Below are 19,717 nucleotides of genomic sequence, written 5' to 3' on the forward strand. Positions count from 1 at the left end.
GGTGACTCAAAAAAGTGTGACAACCATCACTCTTGATTAATGATCGGGCAAGGGAATGAACTCGGTCTCGCCGGGCACCTGGCCGAATTTTCCTTCGCGCCAATCCTCCTTGGCCTGTTCGATCCGCTCCTTCGAACTGGAGACGAAGTTCCACCAGATGTGCCGATGCGCGTCGAGCGGTTCGCCGCCAAGCAGCAGCGCCTTCACCGGTGTCTTCGCGCGCAGCACCGGCCGGGTGCCAGGATCCAGCACCACCAGGTGCTTGTCGGGAATGTCGGCGCCGTCGAGCTGCGCGTCGCCCTCCAGCACGTACAGCGCACGCTCGGCATGACCGCCATCGATGGTGTGCTCGGCGTCGGGCTCCAGATCCAGCGCCACGTTGAAGGTGTCGGCGAACACCCGCACCGGCGATTCCTCGCCATAGGCGCGGCCGGCGATCACCCGCAGCCAGGTGCCGTCATGGCGTCGCTGCGGCAGGGTGTCGGCCTTGTGGTGGTGGAATTCGGGCGCGACCTCCTCGTAGGCTTTCGGCAGCGCGACCCAGGTCTGCATGCCGTGCAGCGGATGCGGATGCGCGCGCACGTCGGAAGGCGTGCGCTCGGAATGGGCGATGCCGCGGCCGGCGGTCATCCAGTTGACGTCGCCGGGCAGGATGACCTGCTCCGAACCCAATGTGTCCTTGTGATTGATCGCGCCGCTCCACAGGAAGGTCACCGTGGCCAGGCCGATGTGCGGGTGCGGGCGCACGTCCACGCCGCGGCCCTCGTCGAAGGTCGCCGGACCCATGTGGTCCACGAACACGAACGGGCCGACGCTGCGCGCCTGCAGGCTGGGCACCGCGCGACGGACCTGGAATCCGCCCAGATCGTGGGTGCGGGGGGGAATGATGAGGGTCATGGCGTCCTCCGTGGGTGGCTGCGCGCAGGATGGCACAGCGTCATGACGCGCGCAGGGCCGGCGGCGGCAACGGATTGTTTCCGCGATGCGCGCATCGCCCCGCGTCCATCGCCGTCCCCGACCGGCAGGTGGGGTAGGAGCGGCCTCCGGCCGCGAGCTCTTCGTTCGCCATGAGAGGGGGACGAACGGCATGAACGTGTCCCCCGCGAATTCAGCGGAAAAGCTCGCGGCCGGAGGCCGCTCCTACCACCCTGGCTATCGCGAGGCGGGGGCGAGCGGGACGTCGCCGCGCCGCGACGCCAGCCGGTCGGCCAGGCGCGTGGGTTCCGGCAGGCGGTAGCCACGCAGGCAGTGCAGGGTCCAGTCGAGCGCACCGGCCATCGAGACGCGGTGGCCGGGCGAGACGATCAGCGGCAGGCAACGCGGCTTGCTGCGCAGCGCCCAGCCGATCTGTTCGCCGCCATCGAGCAGGGGGGTGTGGTCGCCGCCGCGATCGCCGGGCGGATCGAAGCGGCCGCACAGCGGTTTCTTCGCCACTCCGATGCTGGGCAGGCCGGTCGCCACGCCGAAATGCGCGGCGATGCCGAGCCTGCGCGGATGGGCGATGCCCTGGCCGTCGATCATCACCAGATCCGGAGCCTGCCGCAGCATCGCCAGCGCCGCGACCAACGCCGGCAGTTCGCGGAAACTGAGCAGGCCCGGCACGTAGGGCATCGAGGTCGGTACGCGCGCGACATGGGTCTCGATCGGTTGCAGATCGCGCGCGTCCAGCAGCACCACCGCCGCCCGCGTGGTTGCGCCGCCTTCCTCGAAACCGACATCGAAACCCGCCAGGTGACGCGGTGGATCAAAGTCGTCGCGCAGGCGGACCTGGCGGGCGAGATCCTTCTGCAGCAGGCGGGCGTGGCGGGCGCTGCCGTCCCACGCGCCGAACACGTTGGTCGCGTCGTTCATCGATGCAGGGTAACCGATGCCGTCCGTGCGCTCCGTGCAGACGGCGCGCGCGGTCAGTAGCGCGCGATCTCGACCCGCACGCGGCCATCCGCGCCGACGTGGATGCGGGTCAGGCGGTCGTACTCGGTGTCCGGCATCGGCGCGGCCGGCTGGCCGGAGAGGGCGGTCACCAGATCCGGCACGGTATTGCTGTGGCCAACGATCAGCACCGTGCCGTGATCGTGATCGCGGCGCCAGCGAGCGGCGCTTTCGGCGGCGGGTCCGCGCGAAAAGTAGGCGTTGACGGGAATATGCCGGCGATCCGCGGTGGGCTGGGCGGTCTGGCGGGTACGTTTGAACTCGGTCGCGTAGATCGCGACCACGGGCGCGTCGGCCAGGACCTCGGCCAGCCGCTGCGCGCGGCGCAGGCCAATCTCCGACAGTTGCGGATCCTCCGGATCGTCGGTGGCCTTCTCGGCATGCCGGACCACCACGAAGGTGGTGCCGTCGGAAGACGGCGTGCTGGCGCAGCCGGACAGGGCCAACGCGGCCGCCGCGAGCAGAAGGCACAGGAAGCGGTTCAGCGGGATCGTCATGGAGAACTCCGGCGAAGACGCGCGCAGCATATCGCAGGCGTCCTGGCGGGCGGTCCTGCGCTGGCGGCAGCGAACCGGCGAGGCCGGCCGCCGGGGAGGCGCCAACACATCCGTCAGGACACACCCGGTAGAATCGATGCATGTCGCCGAGGAGCCCATGATGGCACGCAAGCTTCGCCTGCTGGGCCTGATCCTGCTGACGCTGGTCATCGCCAGCCTGGTGTCGCTCTACAGCTACGGCCGGTTCGCCGCGCGCGTGCACGGACCGGCGACGCAGGCCGTGCCGATCGCCGCCAACGCCACCGCGCTGGATCGCGCCATCGCACCGCTGACCGAAGCGCATCCGGATCGGAGCGGGCTTGGCCTGGTGTCGGACAACCTGGACGCCTTCGCGATCCGCGCGCTGACCGCACAGGCGGCGGGGCGCAGCCTGGATCTGCAGTACTACATCTGGCACGACGACCTCACCGGACAACTGCTCGATCGCGAACTGCTGCGCGCCGCCGACCGCGGCGTGCGCGTGCGCCTGCTGCTGGATGACATGAACGCGCATGGCCGCGATTCGCTGCTGGTGGCGCTGGACCAGCATCCCAACATCGAAGTGCGGATGTTCAATCCGTCGCGCAACCGGGCCGGCTTCCTCGGACGCGGCATGGAAATGCTGCTGCGCGGCGTCAGCCTCAACCGGCGCATGCACAACAAGGCGTGGATCGCCGATGGGCGGATTGCGGTGGTGGGGGGGCGCAATATCGGCGACGAGTATTTCGACGCGGCCACCGATACCAATTTCCTGGACCTGGACGCGGCCCTGCTGGGACCGGCGGTGCGCCAGACCGAAGCGATTTTCGACGCGTTCTGGAACAGCGGCTCGGTGATTCCGCTGCATGCGCTGGCGCGCGCGGACGAAAACGCGCTGGCGGAACTGCGCGCCGACGTGGACAAGGCGCAGCGATCGCGCCGCGCCGCGCCGTATCTGAAGCGGGTGGAGAATTCCCCCGGCGTGCGCGCCTTCGTCGAGGGGCAGATGCCGCTGCACTGGCCCGCGTCGACCCAGGTGCATTCCGATCCGCCGGAGAAAGGCGAGGGCAACGGCGGCGACGGCTGGCTGATCAACCGGCTGGTGCCGGCGGTCTCCGGGGCGCGCGAACGGGTCTGGCTGATCTCACCGTACTTCGTGCCCGGCCGTGACGGCGTGACGTGGCTGGCGGGGCTGCGCCGGCGCGGCGTGGAGGTGGGCGTGCTGACCAATTCGCTGGCGGCCACCGACGTGACCGCCGTGCACAGCGGCTATGCGCCTTATCGGGTGCCGCTGCTGCGCGAGGGAGTGAAGCTGTACGAGCTGATGCCGCGCGGCGCGCAGGAGGACAGCAGCCTGTTCGGGTCCAGCGGCGCGAGCCTGCACACCAAGGCATTCGTGGTCGACGGCGCTTCCGGCTTCGTCGGTTCATTCAACCTGGATCCGCGCTCGGTCAGCCTCAATACCGAGATGGGCGTGTTCTTCGAGGACGCCGACACCGCCGCCGAACTGGCCCAGCGCTACCGTGACAAGACCTCGCCCGCGCACAGCTACCAATTGCGGCTCGCCGACGGCAAGCTGCGCTGGGACGACGGTTCGGTGACCCCGCCGCGGACCTGGGACCACGAACCCGGCGTCGGCCTGTGGCGGCGCGGCACCGTCAAGGTGCTGGAATGGCTACCGATCGAATCGCAGTTGTAATGAATTCGTGATTCCAACTGTAGGAGCGACGTCAGTCGCGACCGATTTTTGGGGCAATCGATCAGAAACGGTCGCGACTGACGTGGCTCCTACAAGGCGCCATTCCGGCCGTCAGGCCACCTTGAGCGTGGTCAACAGGCCCTTGGCGGCGCTGAAGCGGTCGGCGGCCTCCGCCATCGGCAGCTTGATGCGCAGTTTGTCCGGGCCATCCATGCTGTAGATGCGCGGCTGTTTCTGGATCAGCTGGATGACCGACATCGGATCGATGTTCGGTTTGGCCTCGAACACGATGCGCCCGCCGGCATCGCCCAGATCCAGCTTGCGGATACCCAGCGCGGTGGCGTCGAGTTTCAATTCGGCGGCGGCGAACAGGTACTTCACCGGATCCGGCAGCAGGCCGAAGCGATCGACCATCTCCACCTGCAGGTCGCGCAACTCGTCGCGGTCGCGCGCGCTGCTGATGCGTTTGTACAGGGTCAGGCGGGTATGCACGTCGGGCAGGTAGTCGTCCGGAATCAGCGCCGGCACATGCAGTTCGACCTCGGCGCCGCGCGCCTCCTGGCCCAGGTCCGCATCCGGCAGCTTGCCCTGGCGGATCGAGCGCACCGCGCGCTCCAGCAGTTCGGTGTACAGGCTGAAACCGATCTCGGCCATCTGTCCGCTCTGGTCCTCGCCCAGCAGTTCGCCGGCGCCGCGGATTTCCAGATCGTGGGTGGCCAGCAGGAAGCCGGCGCCCAGTTCGTCCATCGCCGCGATCGCGTCCAGCCGGCGCTCGGCGTCGGCGGTCATGCTGCGCTTGTCCGGCACCACCAGGTAGGCATAGCTGCGATGGTGCGAACGGCCGACGCGGCCACGCAGCTGGTGCAACTGAGCCAGGCCGAAGCGATCGGCGCGATGGATGACGATGGTGTTGGCGTTGGGAATGTCGATGCCGGACTCGATGATCGTCGTGCACAGCAGCACATTGAAGCGTTGCTTCTGGAAGCCCAGCATCACCTGTTCCAGTTCGCGTTCGGGCATCTGTCCGTGGGCGACGCCGATGCGCGCCTCCGGCACCAGTTCCTGCAGATCGCGCTGCATGCGGCCGATGGTTTCCACGTCGTTGTGCAGGAAGTACACCTGGCCGCCGCGCGAGAGCTCGCGCTGGAAGGCTTCGCGCAGCAGGGTGCCGTCCCACGGCGTGATGAAGGTCTGCACCGCCATGCGGTTGGCCGGCGGGGTGGCGATGATCGACAGATCGCGCAGTCCCGCCATCGCCATGTTGAGCGTGCGCGGAATGGGCGTGGCGGTCAGGGTCAGCAGGTGGACGTTGGCGCGCAGCGCCTTCAGCGCCTCCTTCTGGCGCACGCCGAAACGCTGTTCCTCGTCGACGATGACCAGGCCCAGATCCTTGAACTTCACGTCCGGTTGCAGCAGCCGGTGGGTACCGACGATCACGTCCAGCTTGCCCTCGGCCAGCTTCTCCAGCTCGGCCTTGATCTCCTTGGCGGTCTTGAAGCGCGAGAGAACTTCCACTCGCAGCGGCCAGTCGGCGAAGCGATCGCGGAAGTTGCGGTAGTGCTGCTCGGCCAGCAGCGTGGTCGGCACCAGCACCGCCACCTGCTTGCCGGCGCTGGCGGCGGCGAAGGCCGCGCGCACCGCCACCTCGGTCTTGCCGAAGCCGACGTCGCCGCAGACCACCCGATCCATCGGCTGGCTGCTGCCCAGATCGCGCAGCACCGCCTCGATGGCGGCGTGCTGGTCCGGGGTTTCCTCGAACGGGAAGGCGGCGGCGAACGGTTCGTACATCGCCCGGTCCACTGGCAGCGCCAAGCCGGCGCGGGCCTGCCGGCGGGCCTGGATTTCCAGCAGTTCGGCGGCCACGTCGCGGACCTTCTCGGCGGCCTTCTTCTTGGCCTTGGTCCACGCCTCGCCACCCAGCGAATGCAGCGGCGCGGTTTCCACCGAGGCGCCGGAGTAGCGGCTGATCAGGTGCAATTGGGCGACCGGCACGTACAGGCGATCGCCCTTGGCGTATTCGATTTCCAGGTACTCGCCGGGCAGGCCGCCGGCTTCCAGCACCACCAGCCCGCGATAACGGCCGACGCCGTGATCCTCGTGGACGATCGGCGCGCCTTCGCTCAGCTCGCCCAGGTCGCGGATGATGCTGTCCGGCTCGCGGCCGGTACGCTTGCGGCGATACGGCTGGGTGGCGCGTTCCGGGAACAACTGGCGTTCGGTGAGCACCGCCACGGCGGGCGCATCCAGGGCGAAGCCGTCTTCCAGCGGCGCGACCGCGATGCCGAAGCGGGCACCGTCGGCGAGGAAGGCGGGCAGGTCGTGCAGCACCGCCGGTTTCAGTTCGGCCGATTGCAACACTTCCAGCAGCGCCTCGCGGCGACCGGCGGAGTCGGCGGCGATCAGCACCCGGCCCGGATAGTGATCCAGGAACGAACGCAGCGCCTGGCCCGGCGCCTGATCCTTCTGCGCCAGCGGCAGCGTCGGCGAAGGCTGGTCGCCCAGCGGCGCGGCTTCGGCATGGCGCGGGTGATCCGTTCCGCAGACTTCGATGCGCGATGACTGGTTGAGGCGTTCGCGCAGGTTGTCCGGCGGCAGGTACAGCTCTTCCGGCGGCAGCAGCGGGCGCTCGATGTCGTGGCGGCGCTGCTCGTAGCGGCCCTGCGTCTGCATCCAGAACGCGTCGGCGGCGGCGCTGGCGCCATCGGCCAGCAGCGGCAGGGCACGTTCGCCCAGGTAGTCGAACAGGGTGGCGGTCTGCTCGAAGAACAACGGCAGGTAGTACTCCACGCCGGCCGGCGCCAGCCCGGATTTCAGATCCTGGTAGAGCGCGCTGCGGCGGGTGTCGACGTCGAAGCGGTCGCGCAGCAGGTTCATCGCACGCGCCAGCGAGGCGTCGTCCAGCGGTACCTCGCGGCCGGGCAGCAACTGCACCGCATCGGTCCTTTCCAGCGAACGCTGGCTTTCCGGATCGAACTGGCGGATCGAATCGATGGTGTCGTCCAGCAACTCGATGCGCAGCGGCGCGTCGGCGCCCATCGGATATACATCGAGCAGGCCGCCGCGCACGGCGAAGTCACCCGGATCCAGCACCTGCGGCACGTGCCGGTAGCTGGCCGTTTCCAGCCGGCGCTTCTCGGCGTCGAAGTCCAGCACCTGTCCGACCCGGTAGTCGAAGCTGCCGCCGACCACGTGGCGCAGCGGCGGCAGGCGCTGCATCAGCGTCTGCACCGGCACCACCACGATGCCGCGCTTCAGCGCGGGCAGGCGGTGCAGCGCGGCCAGGCGCTGGGAAACGATGTCCGGATGCGGGCTGAAGCGATCGTAGGACAGCGTTTCCCAGTCCGGGAAAGGCAGCACCGGCAGATCCGGGCGTCCCTGTTCGCCCAGGAGCGTGCGCAGGTCGCCTTCCAACTGGTGTGCCTGGTGGTTGTCGCGGGCGATGGCCACGATCGGGCCGTCGTGGGCGAGCGCCGCGCGGGCCAGGAACCAGGCCAGCGCGGATGGCGAGGCCGGTGCGCGCCACCAGGCGCGCGACTGGGCGCCGCGGGGCAGGGGAGGAACGGGCGTGGAGGAGGCGGAATTCGGATCGGTGGTCATCGGAGCACAAAACAGCGGCAGCGCCGGAGGCGTCGTCCGCCACCAGCGCAAGGGACCGCCAGTCTACCGCGCCGCCGCTGCCGCCCGGGTAAACGCCGGCACCGGCACCGCCATCATGGCCGTCATTCGGCGGTGACCGGATCGATCACCGCATGGACTTCGGCGATGCGGTTGGCGGGAAAACCGCCCATCCGCGCGTGTTCGCGGATCAGGTCCTCGTTGGGTGCCACGTAGATGCAGTACACCTTGTCGGCGGTGACGTAGCTTTGCATCCACTGCACCTGTGGGCCCAGTTCCTCCAGCACTTCGCAGGATTTGCGCGAGATGGCGCGCAGTTCCTCCGCCGGCAACAGGCCGGCGCCGGGCAGATCGCGTTCGATCACATAGCGTGGCATGGGAATCTCCCGTGGTTCAGGGGCGTGCTTCGAACACCAGGTTGAACGGGGTCTGCGCCGCGCGCCGGAAGCGGCCGAAGCCGCCGGCTTCCATCACCGCGCGCAGGCGCGCCTCGCCGGCCTGCGCGCCCAGCGCGGGGCCGTGGCGGGCCAGGGACACCGGTACGCAGATCTGCGAGGAAGCACCGTAGTAGACCCGGCCGACCGGATTGAGGTTGTCCTCGACGTTGTCGCCGGCGAACGGTTCCACCAGCAGGCAGTGCCCGTCCGGCTTCAGCGCCTGTCGGGCATGGCGCGCCGCGCCGACCGGATCGGCCATGTCGTGCAGGCAGTCGAAGAAGGCGATCAGATCGAAGTCGCGCTCGCCGTAGCCGGTGGCGTCGGCGACCTCGAAGCGCGCGTTCTCCAGCCCGGCCTCGCGCGCGCGTTCGCCGGCCACCCGGATCGATTCGGGATGGTAGTCGTAACCGACGAAGCGCGAGCGCGGGTAGGCGCGGGCCATCAGCAGGGTGCTGGCGCCGTGGCCGCAGCCGACATCGGCGACCTGCGCGCCGGCGGTGAGCTTGGCGACCACGCCGTCCAGCGCGGGCAGCCATTCGCCGAGCAGGTGGGCGTTGTAGCCGGCGCGGAAGAACCGTTCGGTGCCATGGAACAGGCAGGCGTGGTGATCGCCCCATTCCAGCCCCGCGCCGGTGCGGAAGTTGTCCACGGTGCGATCCAGCGCGTGGAAGACCGCCTCGATGATGTAGTACGCGCCCGCCAGATCCACCGGACTGGCCGGGTCGGCCAGGCACAGCGCCTGTTCGGGCTCCAGCCGGTATTCGCCGCTGCCGGGATCGTAGGTGACATAGCCGCCGGCGGCCTGGTTGGCCAGCCATTCGCGCAGGTAGCGTTCGTGGGTGCCGGTGCGCTCGGCCAGCGCCGCGGGCGTGAGCGGCCCCTCCGCCAGCGCCTTGTACAGGCCCAGCCGATCGCCTGCCAGGATCAGGGTGGCGCTGATCGCCGCGCCGAGGTCCTCGACCGCCTTGCCGAGGAAGGTGTTGAGCCGGGTTTCGTCGATGCCCATCGGGGAGCCCTCCGACCGCGCGCGACAATGCCTGCCGCAGGCCTCCCCTGACAGTCATGATGACGGCGATGTGGGTGGAGGACGGCCGTCCGCCGGTCGGAAAGTGGTCCGCGCGGGGCTTCCGGATCAGCTTCCGGATCAGGCGACTTCGTTGAGGTCCAGCACCACCCGCACCAGGCCCGGCGCGGAGTCGGCTTCGCGGACCTGCTTGAAGCCCAGCGACTGGGCCAGTTGCAGCATCGGCAGGTTGCTGTCCAGGACGTCGCCGTAGAGCCGGTCCAGCTTCTTCGAACGCGCCCACTTCACCAGCCGGCGCATCAGGTGGCGACCCAGGCCCTGGCCGGCGATGAAATGGCTGACCAGGATGGCGAACTCGGCCTCGCGGGTGCGGTTGACCACAGACGCGCGCGCCACCGCGCCGACCAGCGCTTCGCCCGGCGGCAGCGATTCGGCGGCGACCAGCGCGAACTCGGTCTGCGGATCCGGCTGGCTCAGGCGCTGGGCCATTTCCGGGGTCAGTTCGCGCAGGGCGTACAGGAAGCGCTGGCGGATTTCGTCCGGTCCGAGCAGGGTGAAGGCGCCCTGGATGGGACCGGCGTCCTCGGGTCGGATCGGGCGGATCAGCAACTCGCGCCCGCTGGGCAGGCGGAAGTGTTCATGCCAGGGGGGCAGTCGTTTCGGCGCGGTCATGTGATCATGCTCGCACGAAATCCCCCAGGCAGGCGAGGCGCCTGAACAGCGGTTCAGGCAGCGTGGCGTTTCCCGCGCAGCCGCCCGATCAGCACCGTGACCGCCACGATCAGGGCACCGGCGACGATGCCGACGCCGGCGTTGAACAGCATCGACAGCAATCCGCCGAGCGCGCCCTGCGCGTACGGCTCGATGAAGTGGTGGAGGGCGCCGATGCCGTGCACCAGGATGCCGCCGCCGACCAGGAACATCGCGGCCGTGCCGGCGATGGACAGGAATTTCATCAGGTAGGGCGCGCTGTGCAGGATGCCGCGGCCCAGGGCGCGCTTGAAGCGCGGCCAGCCGCCCGCGCGCTCGTCGCGGTTCAGCGCCAGGCCGGCGTCGTCGAGCTTGACGATGCCGCCGACCAGTCCGTACACGCCCACGGTCATGATCAGGGCGATGGCGACCAGCGTGAGCAACTGTTCGATGAAGGTGCGCCCGGCCAGGGTGCCGAGCGAGATGACGATGATCTCCGCCGACAGGATGAAATCGGTGCGGACCGCGCCACGGATGCGCTGCTGCTCGAAGGCGACCATGTCGACCTGTTCGTCCTGCACCGCGCGCACGCGTTCGGCGTGCTCCTGTTCGTCCTCGCCCTTGCCGTGCAGGAACTTGTGCGCCAGCTTCTCGACGCCCTCGTAGCAGAGGAAGGCGCCGCCGAGCATCAGCAGCGGGGTGATCAGCGGGATGTTGATCCCGCGTCCGTGCAGCCAGGTTTCCAGTGCGCTGATCGCCAGCGCGGTCGGTACCAGGATTGCCTTGTTGACCATCGATCCCTTGGCCACCGCCCATACCACCGGCAGTTCGCGGTCGGCCTTGATGCCGGAGACCTGCTGGGCGTTGAGCGCCAGATCGTCGCCAAGCACGCCGGCGGTCTTCTTGGTGGCGATCTTGGTCATCGCCGAGACGTCGTCCAGCAGGGTGGCGATGTCGTCGATGAGGGCGAACAGGCTGGATCCGGCCATGGAGGGATGCGCGAGGAGGGGAGCGGCGATTCTCGCACAGCCTCCCGACGGGATCGTGGCGGGCGCGCCTAGCCCGGACGTTTGCCGGGCGCGGCGGCGGTTTCGCGCTTGATCCACTCCAGCCGGCTGCCGGCGCCGGTTTCGCCCAGCGCGGTCTGCAGGGCGGGCAGCACCGGCGCGATGGCGGCGTCGAACTGCCAGGGCGGATTGATCACCAGCATGCCGCTGCCGTTGAGCCGCAGCGGCGAATCGTCCGGGCGGACCTGCAATTCGGCCACCAGCGCCGACTTGGCCGGCAGGGCGGCCACCTTGCGGAAGAACGGCAACAGGCTGCGCCGCTGCTTGATCGGATACCACACCGCGTAGGTCGCGGCGGGCCAGCGTTGCAGGCCTTCGCGCACGGCATCGAGGATCTGCGGATACTCCGCGTCCTGCGCCTCGTAGGGCGGATCGATCAGCACCAGCCCGCGGGCGAAGCGGGTTTCGCCGAGCCGTGGCGGCAGCAGGGCGCGCATCGCCGCATAGCCGTCTCGCGCATGCACCGCCACCCGCGGGTCGTGGGCGAACAGCGCCTTCAGTTCGGCCGCTTCCTCGGGTTGCAGTTCGCAGGCGGCCAGCCGGTCCTGCGCGCGCATCGCCTGCGCCGCGAGCAACGGCGAACCCGGATAGGCCACCAGCGCGCCCACCGGGTTGTCGGCCTGCACCGCGCGCAGGTAGTCCTCCACCGGCGCGGGCAGGCGGGCGCTGTCGAACAGGCGGACGATGCCGCCATCGGCCTCGGCGGTCTTGCGGCTCTCGCTGGCGCCCAGCAGGTAGCGCCCGCGGCCGGCATGCGTGTCCAGCACGAAGAACGGCGTGTCCTTGCGCTTGAGTGCATCCAGCAGGGCCAGCAGCAGGACGTGCTTGAGGACGTCGGCGTGATTGCCGGCGTGGAAGGCGTGGCGATAGTTCATCGGTGAAGTATGCCGGGATTCAATCCGTCGCCGGGAAAGCATCGGCGGGGTTACCGGTACCCGGTGACGCTTCGGCCTGTTCCCGCAGCCAGGCGCGCACGCGCGCCACCGCGTCGTTGCCCGCGTGTCGTGGCGGCCAAAGCACCCGGATCGGATGGCCTTCCAGCACCGGACCGAAGGGTTGCACCAGGGTGCCGTCGCGCAGTTCGCCGGCCACCAGCGCCAGGTTCGCCAGCAGCACGCCCTGGCCCGAGATCGCGGCGACGATCGCATGCGACTCGTCGGAGAACATCCGTTCCGGCGCGTCGCCGGCGGCCACTCCGGCCTTGCGGAACCACAGCGGCCAATCGGGCGTGGCGCGATCGCGCTGCCGCCACTCGAAGCGCAGGCGCGGGAACGAGGACAGCCGCGCCGGATCGTGCAGGTCCAGGCGCGGACTGCACACCGGCGCGAAGCGGCACGCAAGCAGATGGTCCGCGTGCAGGCCGGGCGGCGGCGTCCGGCCGTAGCGCAAGGCCAGATCGACCTGGCCGGCGAGCAGATCCACCGGCGCGTCGGAGGCGTGCAGGTGCAGATCGATGTCCGGATGCGCATCGGCGAATGCCGGCAGCCGCGGCAGCAGCCATTGCGCGGCGAAGCCACGGGTGGCCGAAACCGTGACCGCCAGGCGCGGCGAGGGCGCGCGCAGCGCCGCCAGGGTCTGGCCGATGTTGTCGAAGCTGTCGCGCAGCACCGGATACAGCCGCTGGCCGGCCTCGGTGAGCGCCACCCGCCGGGCCTGGCGGGTGAACAGTGGCAGGCCCAGCCGGTCTTCCAGCAGACGGATCTGGTGGCTGACGGCGGTGGGGGTGAGCACCAGTTCCTCGGCGGCCCGCCGGAAGCTCAAATGCCGTGCGGCGGCTTCGAACACGCGCAGCGCGTTCAGGGACGGTAGTCGGGCTATGGGATGAATTTCATTCATCTATGAGGGTTCGCAAATATCGTTTTTTCTGAGGGTTGGTCCCCGGGAAAATGCGCATCATGCACCTGTTCCGGTGCGCTGCCAAAGATGAATAAAAATGAACATCCTGTGCATCGACTCCAGTGCCCGCGCGGGCCGCTCGGACCAGCAGGCGCATGGCTCGCACACCCGCCGCCTCAGTGCCGGATTCCTCCGTCGCTGGAACGCGCGGCGTCCGCACGACCGGGTGGCGCATCGCGACGTGGGCCTGCATCCGCCCGCGCCGGTGACCGGCGACTGGGTACGCGCGGCGTTCACCCGGCCGGAGCAGCGCGACGAGCGGATGCGCGAGGCCCTGCGCGAGAGCGATGACCTCGTGGACGAACTGATCGCCAGCGAACTGATCGTGATCGCCGCGCCGATGTACAACTTCGGCATGCCGGCCCAGCTCAAGGCGTGGATCGACAACGTGGTGCGGGTCGGGCGCACGTTCGGCTTCGACCGCAGTCGGGCCGGGGAGCCGTACTGGCCGATGCTGGCCGGGCAGGGCCGGCGACTGGTCCTGCTGGGCGCGCGCGGCGATTTCGGCTATGACCCGGGCGGACGCCTGGCGCATCTGAACCATGTGGAGGACGGCATCGCCGTGCCGCTGGCGTACCTGGGCATCGATCGGGTGGACCGCATCGCGGTGGAGTACGACGAATTCGCCGACGCGCGCCTGGCCGGTTCGCTGGCGGCGGCCGAAGCCGAACTGGATGCGCTGGTGCCACGCCTGATTGCGGAAATGGCCGATGGCGCCGGCGCATCCCCGGTCCGGGTGGCGACAGGCTGAGGCAGGGCGCGTGGCGGCCCGCGCGGGGGCCGACTATGCTGTGCCGCATGCCGCTGATCCTGATTGCCGAAGACGAAGCCGCCATCGCCGACACCGTGTTGTATGCGCTGCGCAGCGAGGGACTGGAAACCGAGCATTGCCAGCTCGCGCGCGAGGTCGTGCCGCGGGTGCGCGCCGGTGGCGTGGACGTGGTGGTGCTGGACGTCGGCCTGCCCGACGCCAGCGGCTTCGACGTCTGCCGTGAATTGCGCGCCTTCAGCGACGTGCCGGTGATCTTCCTGACCGCGCGCAACGACGAGATCGACCGGGTGCTGGGGCTCGAACTTGGCGCGGACGACTATGTGGCCAAGCCGTTCTCGCCGCGCGAACTGGTGGCGCGGGTGCGCGCGCGGCTGCGCCGGTTGCATCCGGCCGCGCCGGCCACGCCGGATGCGGGCTGGATCCGCCTGGGCGGTTTCGCCATCGATCGCGACGGGCACCGGATCCATTACCAGGATCGCCCGCTGGATCTGACCCGCTACGAATACGCCCTGCTGGCGGCGCTGCTGCAGCGGCCCGGCGCGATCCTCAGCCGCGCGCAATTGATGGATCGCGGCTGGGACAGCGACGCCGAGAGCATGGACCGCACCGTCGATACCCACATCAAGACGCTGCGCGGCAAGCTGCGCGCGGCCGGCGCGGAGCCGGATCCGATCCGCACCCATCGTGGTCTCGGCTACGCCATCGAGCTCTGATCATGCGCCTGGGCGCCCGCCTGTTCCTCGCCTTCTTCCTGATTGTCGGACTGGCCGCGTTCTTCGTGATGCGGGTGTTCGTCAACGAGGTCAAGCCGGGCGTGCGCCAGGCGATGGAATCCACCCTCGTGGATACCGCCAACCTGCTGGCGGTGATGGCCGCCGACGATCTGAAGGCCGGCCGCATCGCCGACGGCGACTTCGCGGCCAAGATGTCCGAAGCCGCGGGACGTGATCTGCGCGCACGCATCTGGAGTTTCCCCAAGCGCCACATCGAATACCGGGTGACCGTCACCGACGCGCGCGGCATCGTGGTCTACGACTCGCAGGGCCGCGACCTCGGCCGCGACAACTCGCGCTGGAACGACGTCTACCTGACCCTGCGCGGCGAATACGGCGCGCGCTCCAGCCCGGAGACGCCCGATGATCCGGAGCGCACGGTGATGCACGTGGCCGCGCCCATCCGCGACGGCGACCGGCTGATCGGCGTGCTGACCGTGGCGCAGCCCAACCACACCATCGATCCCTTCATCACCGCCAGCCAGCGCAGCATCATGCGCCGCGGCGCCTGGCTGATCGGTCTGTCCGCGCTGATCGGCATGCTGATCACCTGGTGGCTGGTGAGCGGCATCCGCCGCCTGAACCGCTACGCGCAGGCGGTGGCCGCCGGCGAGCCGGTCCCGCCGCCCAAGCCGCGTCACGACGAAATTGGCGATCTGGGCCGCGCGCTGGAGGCGATGCGGCGCAAGCTGGAGGGCAAGGCCTACGTCGAGCAGTACGTGCAGTCGCTGACCCATGAGATGAAGAGTCCGCTGGCGGCGATCCGGGGCGCGGCCGAGCTGTTGCAGGAACCGCTGCCGGAAACCGAACGGCAGCGCTTCGCCCGCAATATCCAGACCCAGGAGCAGCGCCTGACCGAGACCATCGACAAGCTGCTGGCGCTGGCCGAGGTGGAACAGCACGGCTGGCTGCAGAAGCGCCAGACGATGACGGCGGACGAATTGCTGGAGGCCGTGCGCGAGGCCGCGGAGATGCGCGCCACCGGCCTGGATCTGCGCGTGCGAGGCGCCCCGGGCCTGCGCCTGAGTGGTGATCCCTTCCTGCTCCGGCAGGCACTGAGCAACCTGCTCGACAACGCCATCGCGTTCTCGCCGTCCGGCGCGGAGGTGGTGCTGGCCGCCGAGACCGCCGGCGATCGCGTCCAGCTGAGCGTGCGCGATCACGGACCGGGCATTCCCGACTATGCGCGCGAACGCATCTTCGAACGCTTCTATTCGCTGGCCCGTCCGGGCAGCGGCCTGCGCAGTTCCGGCCTGGGCCTGCCGTTCGTGCGCGAAGTCGCGCGCCTGCATGGCGGCGACATCGTCCTGCGCAACCATCCCGACGGTGGCGCCGAAGCCGTGCTGACCCTGCCCGCGGCCTGATCGAACCCTATCTTGTGGGAGCGACGTAAGTCGCGATTCGACCAAGCCGGGTTTCGCGACTCACGTCGCTCCCACAAAAGGGAGAAGGCGCCGGCCACACACTTCACACAGACTTCAAATCCGCTTCCACGCCCGCCCACCGGCCGGCGCCAGGCTTTGTCCATCTCCACACCCGGATGGGCGAAGACATGAAGTCGTTGAAGCTGTTGTTGCGGTTCCTGACCGTGGGCGGTCTGGTGCTGCTGTTGATGATTCCCCTGCTGATGGTGCGCGGCGTGATCAGCGATCGCGAACGCTACCAGGCGCAGGCGGTCGAGCGCATCGCCGAGAGCATGGCCGGTCCGCAGCAGGTGATCGGGCCGTTGCGGGTGGTGCCGTGGCAGAAGACCAGCAACACCACGGTGGTCAACGCCGAAGGCAAGCCGGAAATTCGCCAGGAAGCCGTGCGTGGCTACGTGCTGCAGACGCCCAAGACGCTGCAGGCGGGCGGCGGGCTGAAGCCGGCGCTGCGGCGCATCGGCCTGTATGACGTGCGCACCTACCAGTGGTCGGCGCGCATGAGCGCGCACTTCGAGTCGCTGGTGCTGGAGCAGACGGACGGCCGCACCTATGGCAAGCCCATCCTGGTGATGGGCTTGAGCGATGTGCGCGGACTGGTGGGGACGCCGGTCGTCAAGGTCGACGGACGTACGCTCGCCTTCGAGGGCGGCACCGGCGCGATGTCCGCGCGGATGAGCGGCGTCCACGCGGTGCTGGGCGGCGAGGGCGGGGTGCTCCTGCCGGCCAGCAACGTGCAACTGGACTTCGGCCTGGCCGGCACCGAATCGCTGGGCATCAGCCCGATCGCCGACAGCAACCGCATCGATGTCCATTCGGAATGGCCGCATCCGCTGTTCGGCGGTCGCTTCCTGCCGACCCAGCGCACCGTCGAGGCCAGCGGCTTCACCGCCAACTGGGAAATCTCCTCGCTGGCCAGCAACGCGCAGGCGCAACTGGCCAGCGCCGAAGGCGATTTCACCCGACGCATGCCGCTGACCGGCCAGGTCGCCATCGACGCATCCTCGGAAGGTCCCTCGCTGACCCGCATCGACAGCGCCGACATCCACCTGGTCGATCCGGTGGACATCTATACCCAGGCCGATCGCGCCAGCAAGTACGGCATCCTGTTCGTGGTGCTGACCTTCGTCGGGTTCGCCCTGTTCGAACTGATCAAGCGCCTGCCGATCCACCCGCTGCAGTACCTGCTGGTGGGCCTGGCGCTGGCGATCTTCTTCCTGCTGCTGCTCAGCCTGTCCGAACACATCGCATTCTGGAAGGCGTACCTGGTGTCGGCGGTGGCGTGCATCGGCCTGCAGTTCTTCTACCTGTCCGGCGTGCTGCGCAGTTGGCTGCGCGCGGCCGGGTTCGCGACGATGCTGACCGCGCTGTACGGGGTGCTGTACATGCTGCTGCTGTCGGAGACCAACGCGCTGCTGATGGGCACGCTGCTGCTGTTCGGCATCCTGGCGGGGATCATGTGGATCACGCGCAAGGTCGACTGGTACGACCTGGGCAACGGGTTGCGCTGAGGCACGCCCATGCTGGACCCGCAGACATTGCATCGCCGCGCGTGCCGCGTGTTGCCCGCCTGCCTGCACACCGAGGCCGTCATCGCCCTCGACGGCGGTGACGGCAAGCCAGCCGGTATCAGCGAACGCGCGCTCGCCACGCTGCTGCTGCCGCTGCGGCACGTGCACCGGGGCTGGCTGGGGTTCCGGTTGGCGGCGGAGACGCGCAACGCGCTGCGCCGCCGGCCGATGGTGTTGCTGCAGGACGCGACGCAGGCCAGGGAAGGCCTTTCGCGGCATGCCGTCCCCATTGCCTGGGGACCGTGGCAGGCGGCGGGCGAGCCACCGCGCGCCCGTCGCTTCATGACCTGCTCGCGGGATGGCCGCGCACGCCTGTGGGTGTTGCCCGAATCCGGAATCGTGGTCTATGACTGGGATGATCGCCGCTGCCTGCCGGCGGGAGGCGGCGAACGATGCCGGTGATGTTGGTGGGAACGGTCCTGGTCCTGCTGTTCTACGTCATGGCGGCGGTGATTTCATGGCGCTTGTACGGCGTACTGTTCCTGCTCCCGCAATTGCTGTTCTCGCTGCTGTGGTTGCAGCACTGCCATGCGTCATCGCAGCCGGGTCACGACGGGGGCCCGGGCGAAGGCCTTGGCGTGCTGATGGTGATGGCCGCGCAGGCGATGCTGATCGTGGGCGGCCTGCTTGCGGGCGTGGCGGTGGCGGCGGGGCGCGGGGTCGCCCGCGCGGGTATCGAGCCGCCACCGGGTGGGACCGGCGAGGATCCCACGCCGTGACCGCGCGTCGCCATGCCGGGGCTGCGGTAAAGTTCGCGGATGGATTCCCGCTTCGACATCCGTGTATTCCGTGGACCGGACATCGGACCGTGGCTGGCCGACGTGGCGCGCCTGCGCGTGGCCGTGTTCCGCGACTGGCCCTATCTGTACGAGGGTGATTTCGACTACGAGCGCGACTACCTGGCGGCCTACGCGGCGTCGCCGCGCAGCGTGTTCGTGCTGGCGCTGGACGGGGAGCGGGTGATCGGCGCGTCCACCGGGCTGCCGCTGCTGGATGACGGCGAAGCTTTCCGCCAGCCGTTCCTGGCATCGGAGATCCCGCCGGACGAGGTGTTCTATTTCGGCGAATCGGTGCTGTTGCCGGAGCATCGCGGTCGTGGCATCGGCCATGCCTTCTTCGATCGGCGGGAGGCGCATGCGCGCGCGCTGGGCGGATTCCGCTGGACCGGGTTCTGCGCGGTGGATCGCGACCCGATGGATCCGCGTCGGCCGGCGGAACATCGCGGCAACGACGCGTTCTGGCACAAGCGCGGCTACCGGCGCAGGGAGGGGATGACCATGCAGCTGGCGTGGGACGAAATCGGTCGCGGCGAAATCCCGCATGCGCTGACGTTCTGGCTGCGTCCGCTGGAGGCCGCGCCATGAAGGTGGCCGTGGCCAAGTATCCGATCCAGGCGCCGCGCGACTTCGCCGCCTTCGCCGAACGACTGGGGCGATTGCTGGGTGATGCGGCCGCACAGGGCGCGAAGGTGGCGGTGCTGCCCGAATACCTGTCGCTGGAACTGGCCGCGACCTTCGCGGCGGACATCCGCGGTGATCTGGAAGCCTCGCTGGCGGCGACCCAGGCGCTGCACGCGGACTGGATGAGCTTGTTTCCGAAGCTGGCGACGGAACTGCGCCTGCATGTGGTGGCCGGCTCGTTCCTGCTCGCCGTGGGCGAACGGCGCTACCGCAATCGCAGCTACTGGTTCACGCCCGATGGCCGCCACGGTTGGCAGGACAAACTGCAGCTCACCGGTTTCGAGAAGGCCACCGGCGTGATCGAGGGCGGCGACGCACTGAATGTGTTCGATGTCGAGGGCGTGCGGGCCGGCGTCGCGGTCTGCTACGACAGCGAGTTCCCGCTGCCGGTGCGCGCGCAGTACGACGCCGGCGCACGCCTGCTGGTGGTGCCCAGTTGCACCGACACAGAGGCAGGCGCCACCCGCGTGCGGGTCGGTTGCCTGGCGCGCGCGCTGGAGAACCGTTTCTTCGTGGCCCAGGCGGTTACCGCCGGCATCGCCGAATGGAGTCCGGCGCTGGACGTGAATACTGGCGAGGCGGCCCTGTTCGCGCCGATGGATCGCGGTTTCCCCGCCGACGGCGTGCTGGCGCAGACCCGTGGCGACGAGGTCTGGGCCATCGCCGATCTCGATTTCGACGCGCTGGATGCCAGCCGCGGCCAGGCGCAGGTCGCCAACGATCGCGACTGGACCGGACAGGGCATTCCCGCACTGCAGCGCGCCCGCCGCGAACCGTTCCGCTGAGCCCGGCTCTCGCTGGCTCTCCGCCCGACCATGACTCATGGCAGGGGGACCATGACCTTTGGC

At 69.2% G+C, this 19,717-nt stretch carries 19 protein-coding genes; 9 read left to right on the forward strand and 10 right to left on the reverse strand.

Going from position 1 to position 19,717, the window contains the following annotated elements; genetic code table 11:
- Window positions 1-36: 36 nt before the first annotated feature.
- The 3 genes from ACTJI2_RS00550 to ACTJI2_RS00560 form a co-directional block, all read right to left on the reverse strand.
- The gene (locus ACTJI2_RS00550; RefSeq protein WP_440840734.1) at window positions 37-897 is read right to left on the reverse strand and encodes a pirin family protein; all 861 of its coding nucleotides are present in this window, start codon (window positions 895-897) and stop codon (window positions 37-39) included.
- Window positions 898-1,152: 255 nt separating this feature from the next.
- Complete coding sequence (gene nfi / locus ACTJI2_RS00555) at window positions 1,153-1,851, reverse strand: deoxyribonuclease V (RefSeq protein WP_440840735.1); 699 nt, start codon at window positions 1,849-1,851, stop codon at window positions 1,153-1,155.
- 53 nt (window positions 1,852-1,904) lie between these two features.
- Window positions 1,905-2,426, reverse strand: coding sequence for a SixA phosphatase family protein (locus tag ACTJI2_RS00560; RefSeq protein ID WP_440840736.1), 522 nt, complete (start codon window positions 2,424-2,426; stop codon window positions 1,905-1,907).
- 157 nt (window positions 2,427-2,583) lie between these two features.
- Here ACTJI2_RS00560 and ACTJI2_RS00565 point away from each other — a divergent pair, with 157 nt between their 5' ends.
- Window positions 2,584-4,143: a phospholipase D family protein gene (locus tag ACTJI2_RS00565; RefSeq protein ID WP_440840737.1), complete on the forward strand. Its 1,560-nt coding sequence runs from the start codon at window positions 2,584-2,586 to the stop codon at window positions 4,141-4,143.
- A 111-nt stretch (window positions 4,144-4,254) separates the two neighbouring features.
- Here the strand turns inward: ACTJI2_RS00565 and mfd are convergent, their stop codons facing one another.
- The 7 genes from mfd to ACTJI2_RS00600 form a co-directional block, all read right to left on the reverse strand.
- Window positions 4,255-7,740 (reverse strand): transcription-repair coupling factor, encoded by a 3,486-nt coding sequence (mfd, locus tag ACTJI2_RS00570; RefSeq protein WP_440840738.1) that lies wholly within the window; start codon window positions 7,738-7,740, stop codon window positions 4,255-4,257.
- A 122-nt stretch (window positions 7,741-7,862) separates the two neighbouring features.
- Window positions 7,863-8,135, reverse strand: coding sequence for a DUF4242 domain-containing protein (locus ACTJI2_RS00575; RefSeq protein ID WP_440840739.1), 273 nt, complete (start codon window positions 8,133-8,135; stop codon window positions 7,863-7,865).
- A 16-nt stretch (window positions 8,136-8,151) separates the two neighbouring features.
- Window positions 8,152-9,201 carry a class I SAM-dependent methyltransferase gene (locus ACTJI2_RS00580; RefSeq protein WP_440840741.1) on the reverse strand — a complete coding sequence of 350 codons (1,050 nt, stop codon included), beginning with the start codon at window positions 9,199-9,201 and terminating at the stop codon, window positions 8,152-8,154.
- Window positions 9,202-9,339: 138 nt separating this feature from the next.
- Window positions 9,340-9,891, reverse strand: a complete 552-nt coding sequence (locus ACTJI2_RS00585; RefSeq protein WP_183637798.1) for a GNAT family N-acetyltransferase — start codon at window positions 9,889-9,891, stop codon at window positions 9,340-9,342.
- Window positions 9,892-9,944: 53 nt separating this feature from the next.
- The gene (locus tag ACTJI2_RS00590; RefSeq protein WP_440840742.1) at window positions 9,945-10,898 is read right to left on the reverse strand and encodes a DUF808 domain-containing protein; all 954 of its coding nucleotides are present in this window, start codon (window positions 10,896-10,898) and stop codon (window positions 9,945-9,947) included.
- Window positions 10,899-10,966: 68 nt separating this feature from the next.
- A complete protein-coding gene (locus ACTJI2_RS00595; RefSeq protein WP_203323566.1) occupies window positions 10,967-11,851 on the reverse strand; it encodes a 23S rRNA (adenine(2030)-N(6))-methyltransferase RlmJ in 885 nt (294 codons plus the stop codon).
- Between the two features lie 19 nt (window positions 11,852-11,870).
- Complete coding sequence (locus tag ACTJI2_RS00600) at window positions 11,871-12,812, reverse strand: LysR substrate-binding domain-containing protein (protein ID WP_440840743.1); 942 nt, start codon at window positions 12,810-12,812, stop codon at window positions 11,871-11,873.
- Window positions 12,813-12,909: 97 nt separating this feature from the next.
- On the opposite strand from ACTJI2_RS00600, the gene ACTJI2_RS00605 reads away from it, so the two are divergent.
- The 8 genes from ACTJI2_RS00605 (at window position 12,910) to ACTJI2_RS00640 (ending at window position 19,654) form a co-directional block, all read left to right on the forward strand.
- A complete protein-coding gene (locus tag ACTJI2_RS00605) occupies window positions 12,910-13,623 on the forward strand; it encodes an FMN-dependent NADH-azoreductase (RefSeq protein ID WP_440840744.1) in 714 nt (237 codons plus the stop codon).
- 47 nt (window positions 13,624-13,670) lie between these two features.
- Window positions 13,671-14,357 carry a two-component system response regulator CreB gene (gene creB, locus ACTJI2_RS00610; protein ID WP_440840745.1) on the forward strand — a complete coding sequence of 229 codons (687 nt, stop codon included), beginning with the start codon at window positions 13,671-13,673 and terminating at the stop codon, window positions 14,355-14,357.
- A gap of 2 nt (window positions 14,358-14,359) precedes the next feature.
- On the forward strand, window positions 14,360-15,781 hold the full coding sequence (gene creC, locus ACTJI2_RS00615) for a two-component system sensor histidine kinase CreC (protein ID WP_440840746.1): 1,422 nt from the start codon (window positions 14,360-14,362) through the stop codon (window positions 15,779-15,781).
- Window positions 15,782-15,969: 188 nt separating this feature from the next.
- Window positions 15,970-17,349 carry a cell envelope integrity protein CreD gene (creD, locus tag ACTJI2_RS00620; RefSeq protein ID WP_440840747.1) on the forward strand — a complete coding sequence of 460 codons (1,380 nt, stop codon included), beginning with the start codon at window positions 15,970-15,972 and terminating at the stop codon, window positions 17,347-17,349.
- A 9-nt stretch (window positions 17,350-17,358) separates the two neighbouring features.
- Entirely contained in the window at window positions 17,359-17,811 is a 453-nt protein-coding gene (locus ACTJI2_RS00625; protein ID WP_183637774.1) for a hypothetical protein, read from the forward strand.
- The gene (locus ACTJI2_RS00630; RefSeq protein ID WP_318287422.1) at window positions 17,811-18,128 is read left to right on the forward strand and encodes a hypothetical protein; all 318 of its coding nucleotides are present in this window, start codon (window positions 17,811-17,813) and stop codon (window positions 18,126-18,128) included. Before ACTJI2_RS00625 ends, ACTJI2_RS00630 begins: the two co-directional genes overlap by 1 nt.
- Window positions 18,129-18,167: 39 nt before the next feature.
- A complete protein-coding gene (locus ACTJI2_RS00635) occupies window positions 18,168-18,773 on the forward strand; it encodes a GNAT family N-acetyltransferase (RefSeq protein WP_192198801.1) in 606 nt (201 codons plus the stop codon).
- Entirely contained in the window at window positions 18,770-19,654 is an 885-nt protein-coding gene (locus ACTJI2_RS00640) for a carbon-nitrogen hydrolase family protein (RefSeq protein ID WP_440840748.1), read from the forward strand. The genes ACTJI2_RS00635 and ACTJI2_RS00640 overlap by 4 nt, the downstream gene beginning before the upstream one ends.
- Window positions 19,655-19,717: the final 63 nt, after the last annotated feature.

Source organism: Pseudoxanthomonas sp. 22568 (assembly GCF_052044485.1).
Classification (GTDB): domain Bacteria; phylum Pseudomonadota; class Gammaproteobacteria; order Xanthomonadales; family Xanthomonadaceae; genus Pseudoxanthomonas_A; species Pseudoxanthomonas_A beigongshangi.

Bases quoted from the DNA above. Each gene is read 5' to 3' on its own strand.
- ACTJI2_RS00550 (WP_440840734.1), bottom strand. From the start codon at position 897: ATGACCCTCATCATTCCCCCCCGCACCCACGATCTGGGCGGATTCCAG.
- nfi (WP_440840735.1), bottom strand. From the start codon at position 1,851: ATGAACGACGCGACCAACGTGTTCGGCGCGTGGGACGGCAGCGCCCGC.
- ACTJI2_RS00560 (WP_440840736.1), bottom strand. From the start codon at position 2,426: ATGACGATCCCGCTGAACCGCTTCCTGTGCCTTCTGCTCGCGGCGGCC.
- ACTJI2_RS00565 (WP_440840737.1), top strand. From the start codon at position 2,584: ATGATGGCACGCAAGCTTCGCCTGCTGGGCCTGATCCTGCTGACGCTG.
- mfd (WP_440840738.1), bottom strand. From the start codon at position 7,740: ATGACCACCGATCCGAATTCCGCCTCCTCCACGCCCGTTCCTCCCCTG.
- ACTJI2_RS00575 (WP_440840739.1), bottom strand. From the start codon at position 8,135: ATGCCACGCTATGTGATCGAACGCGATCTGCCCGGCGCCGGCCTGTTG.
- ACTJI2_RS00580 (WP_440840741.1), bottom strand. From the start codon at position 9,201: ATGGGCATCGACGAAACCCGGCTCAACACCTTCCTCGGCAAGGCGGTC.
- ACTJI2_RS00585 (WP_183637798.1), bottom strand. From the start codon at position 9,891: ATGACCGCGCCGAAACGACTGCCCCCCTGGCATGAACACTTCCGCCTG.
- ACTJI2_RS00590 (WP_440840742.1), bottom strand. From the start codon at position 10,898: ATGGCCGGATCCAGCCTGTTCGCCCTCATCGACGACATCGCCACCCTG.
- ACTJI2_RS00595 (WP_203323566.1), bottom strand. From the start codon at position 11,851: ATGAACTATCGCCACGCCTTCCACGCCGGCAATCACGCCGACGTCCTC.
- ACTJI2_RS00600 (WP_440840743.1), bottom strand. From the start codon at position 12,812: ATGAATGAAATTCATCCCATAGCCCGACTACCGTCCCTGAACGCGCTG.
- ACTJI2_RS00605 (WP_440840744.1), top strand. From the start codon at position 12,910: ATGAACATCCTGTGCATCGACTCCAGTGCCCGCGCGGGCCGCTCGGAC.
- creB (WP_440840745.1), top strand. From the start codon at position 13,671: ATGCCGCTGATCCTGATTGCCGAAGACGAAGCCGCCATCGCCGACACC.
- creC (WP_440840746.1), top strand. From the start codon at position 14,360: ATGCGCCTGGGCGCCCGCCTGTTCCTCGCCTTCTTCCTGATTGTCGGA.
- creD (WP_440840747.1), top strand. From the start codon at position 15,970: ATGAAGTCGTTGAAGCTGTTGTTGCGGTTCCTGACCGTGGGCGGTCTG.
- ACTJI2_RS00625 (WP_183637774.1), top strand. From the start codon at position 17,359: ATGCTGGACCCGCAGACATTGCATCGCCGCGCGTGCCGCGTGTTGCCC.
- ACTJI2_RS00630 (WP_318287422.1), top strand. From the start codon at position 17,811: ATGTTGGTGGGAACGGTCCTGGTCCTGCTGTTCTACGTCATGGCGGCG.
- ACTJI2_RS00635 (WP_192198801.1), top strand. From the start codon at position 18,168: ATGGATTCCCGCTTCGACATCCGTGTATTCCGTGGACCGGACATCGGA.
- ACTJI2_RS00640 (WP_440840748.1), top strand. From the start codon at position 18,770: ATGAAGGTGGCCGTGGCCAAGTATCCGATCCAGGCGCCGCGCGACTTC.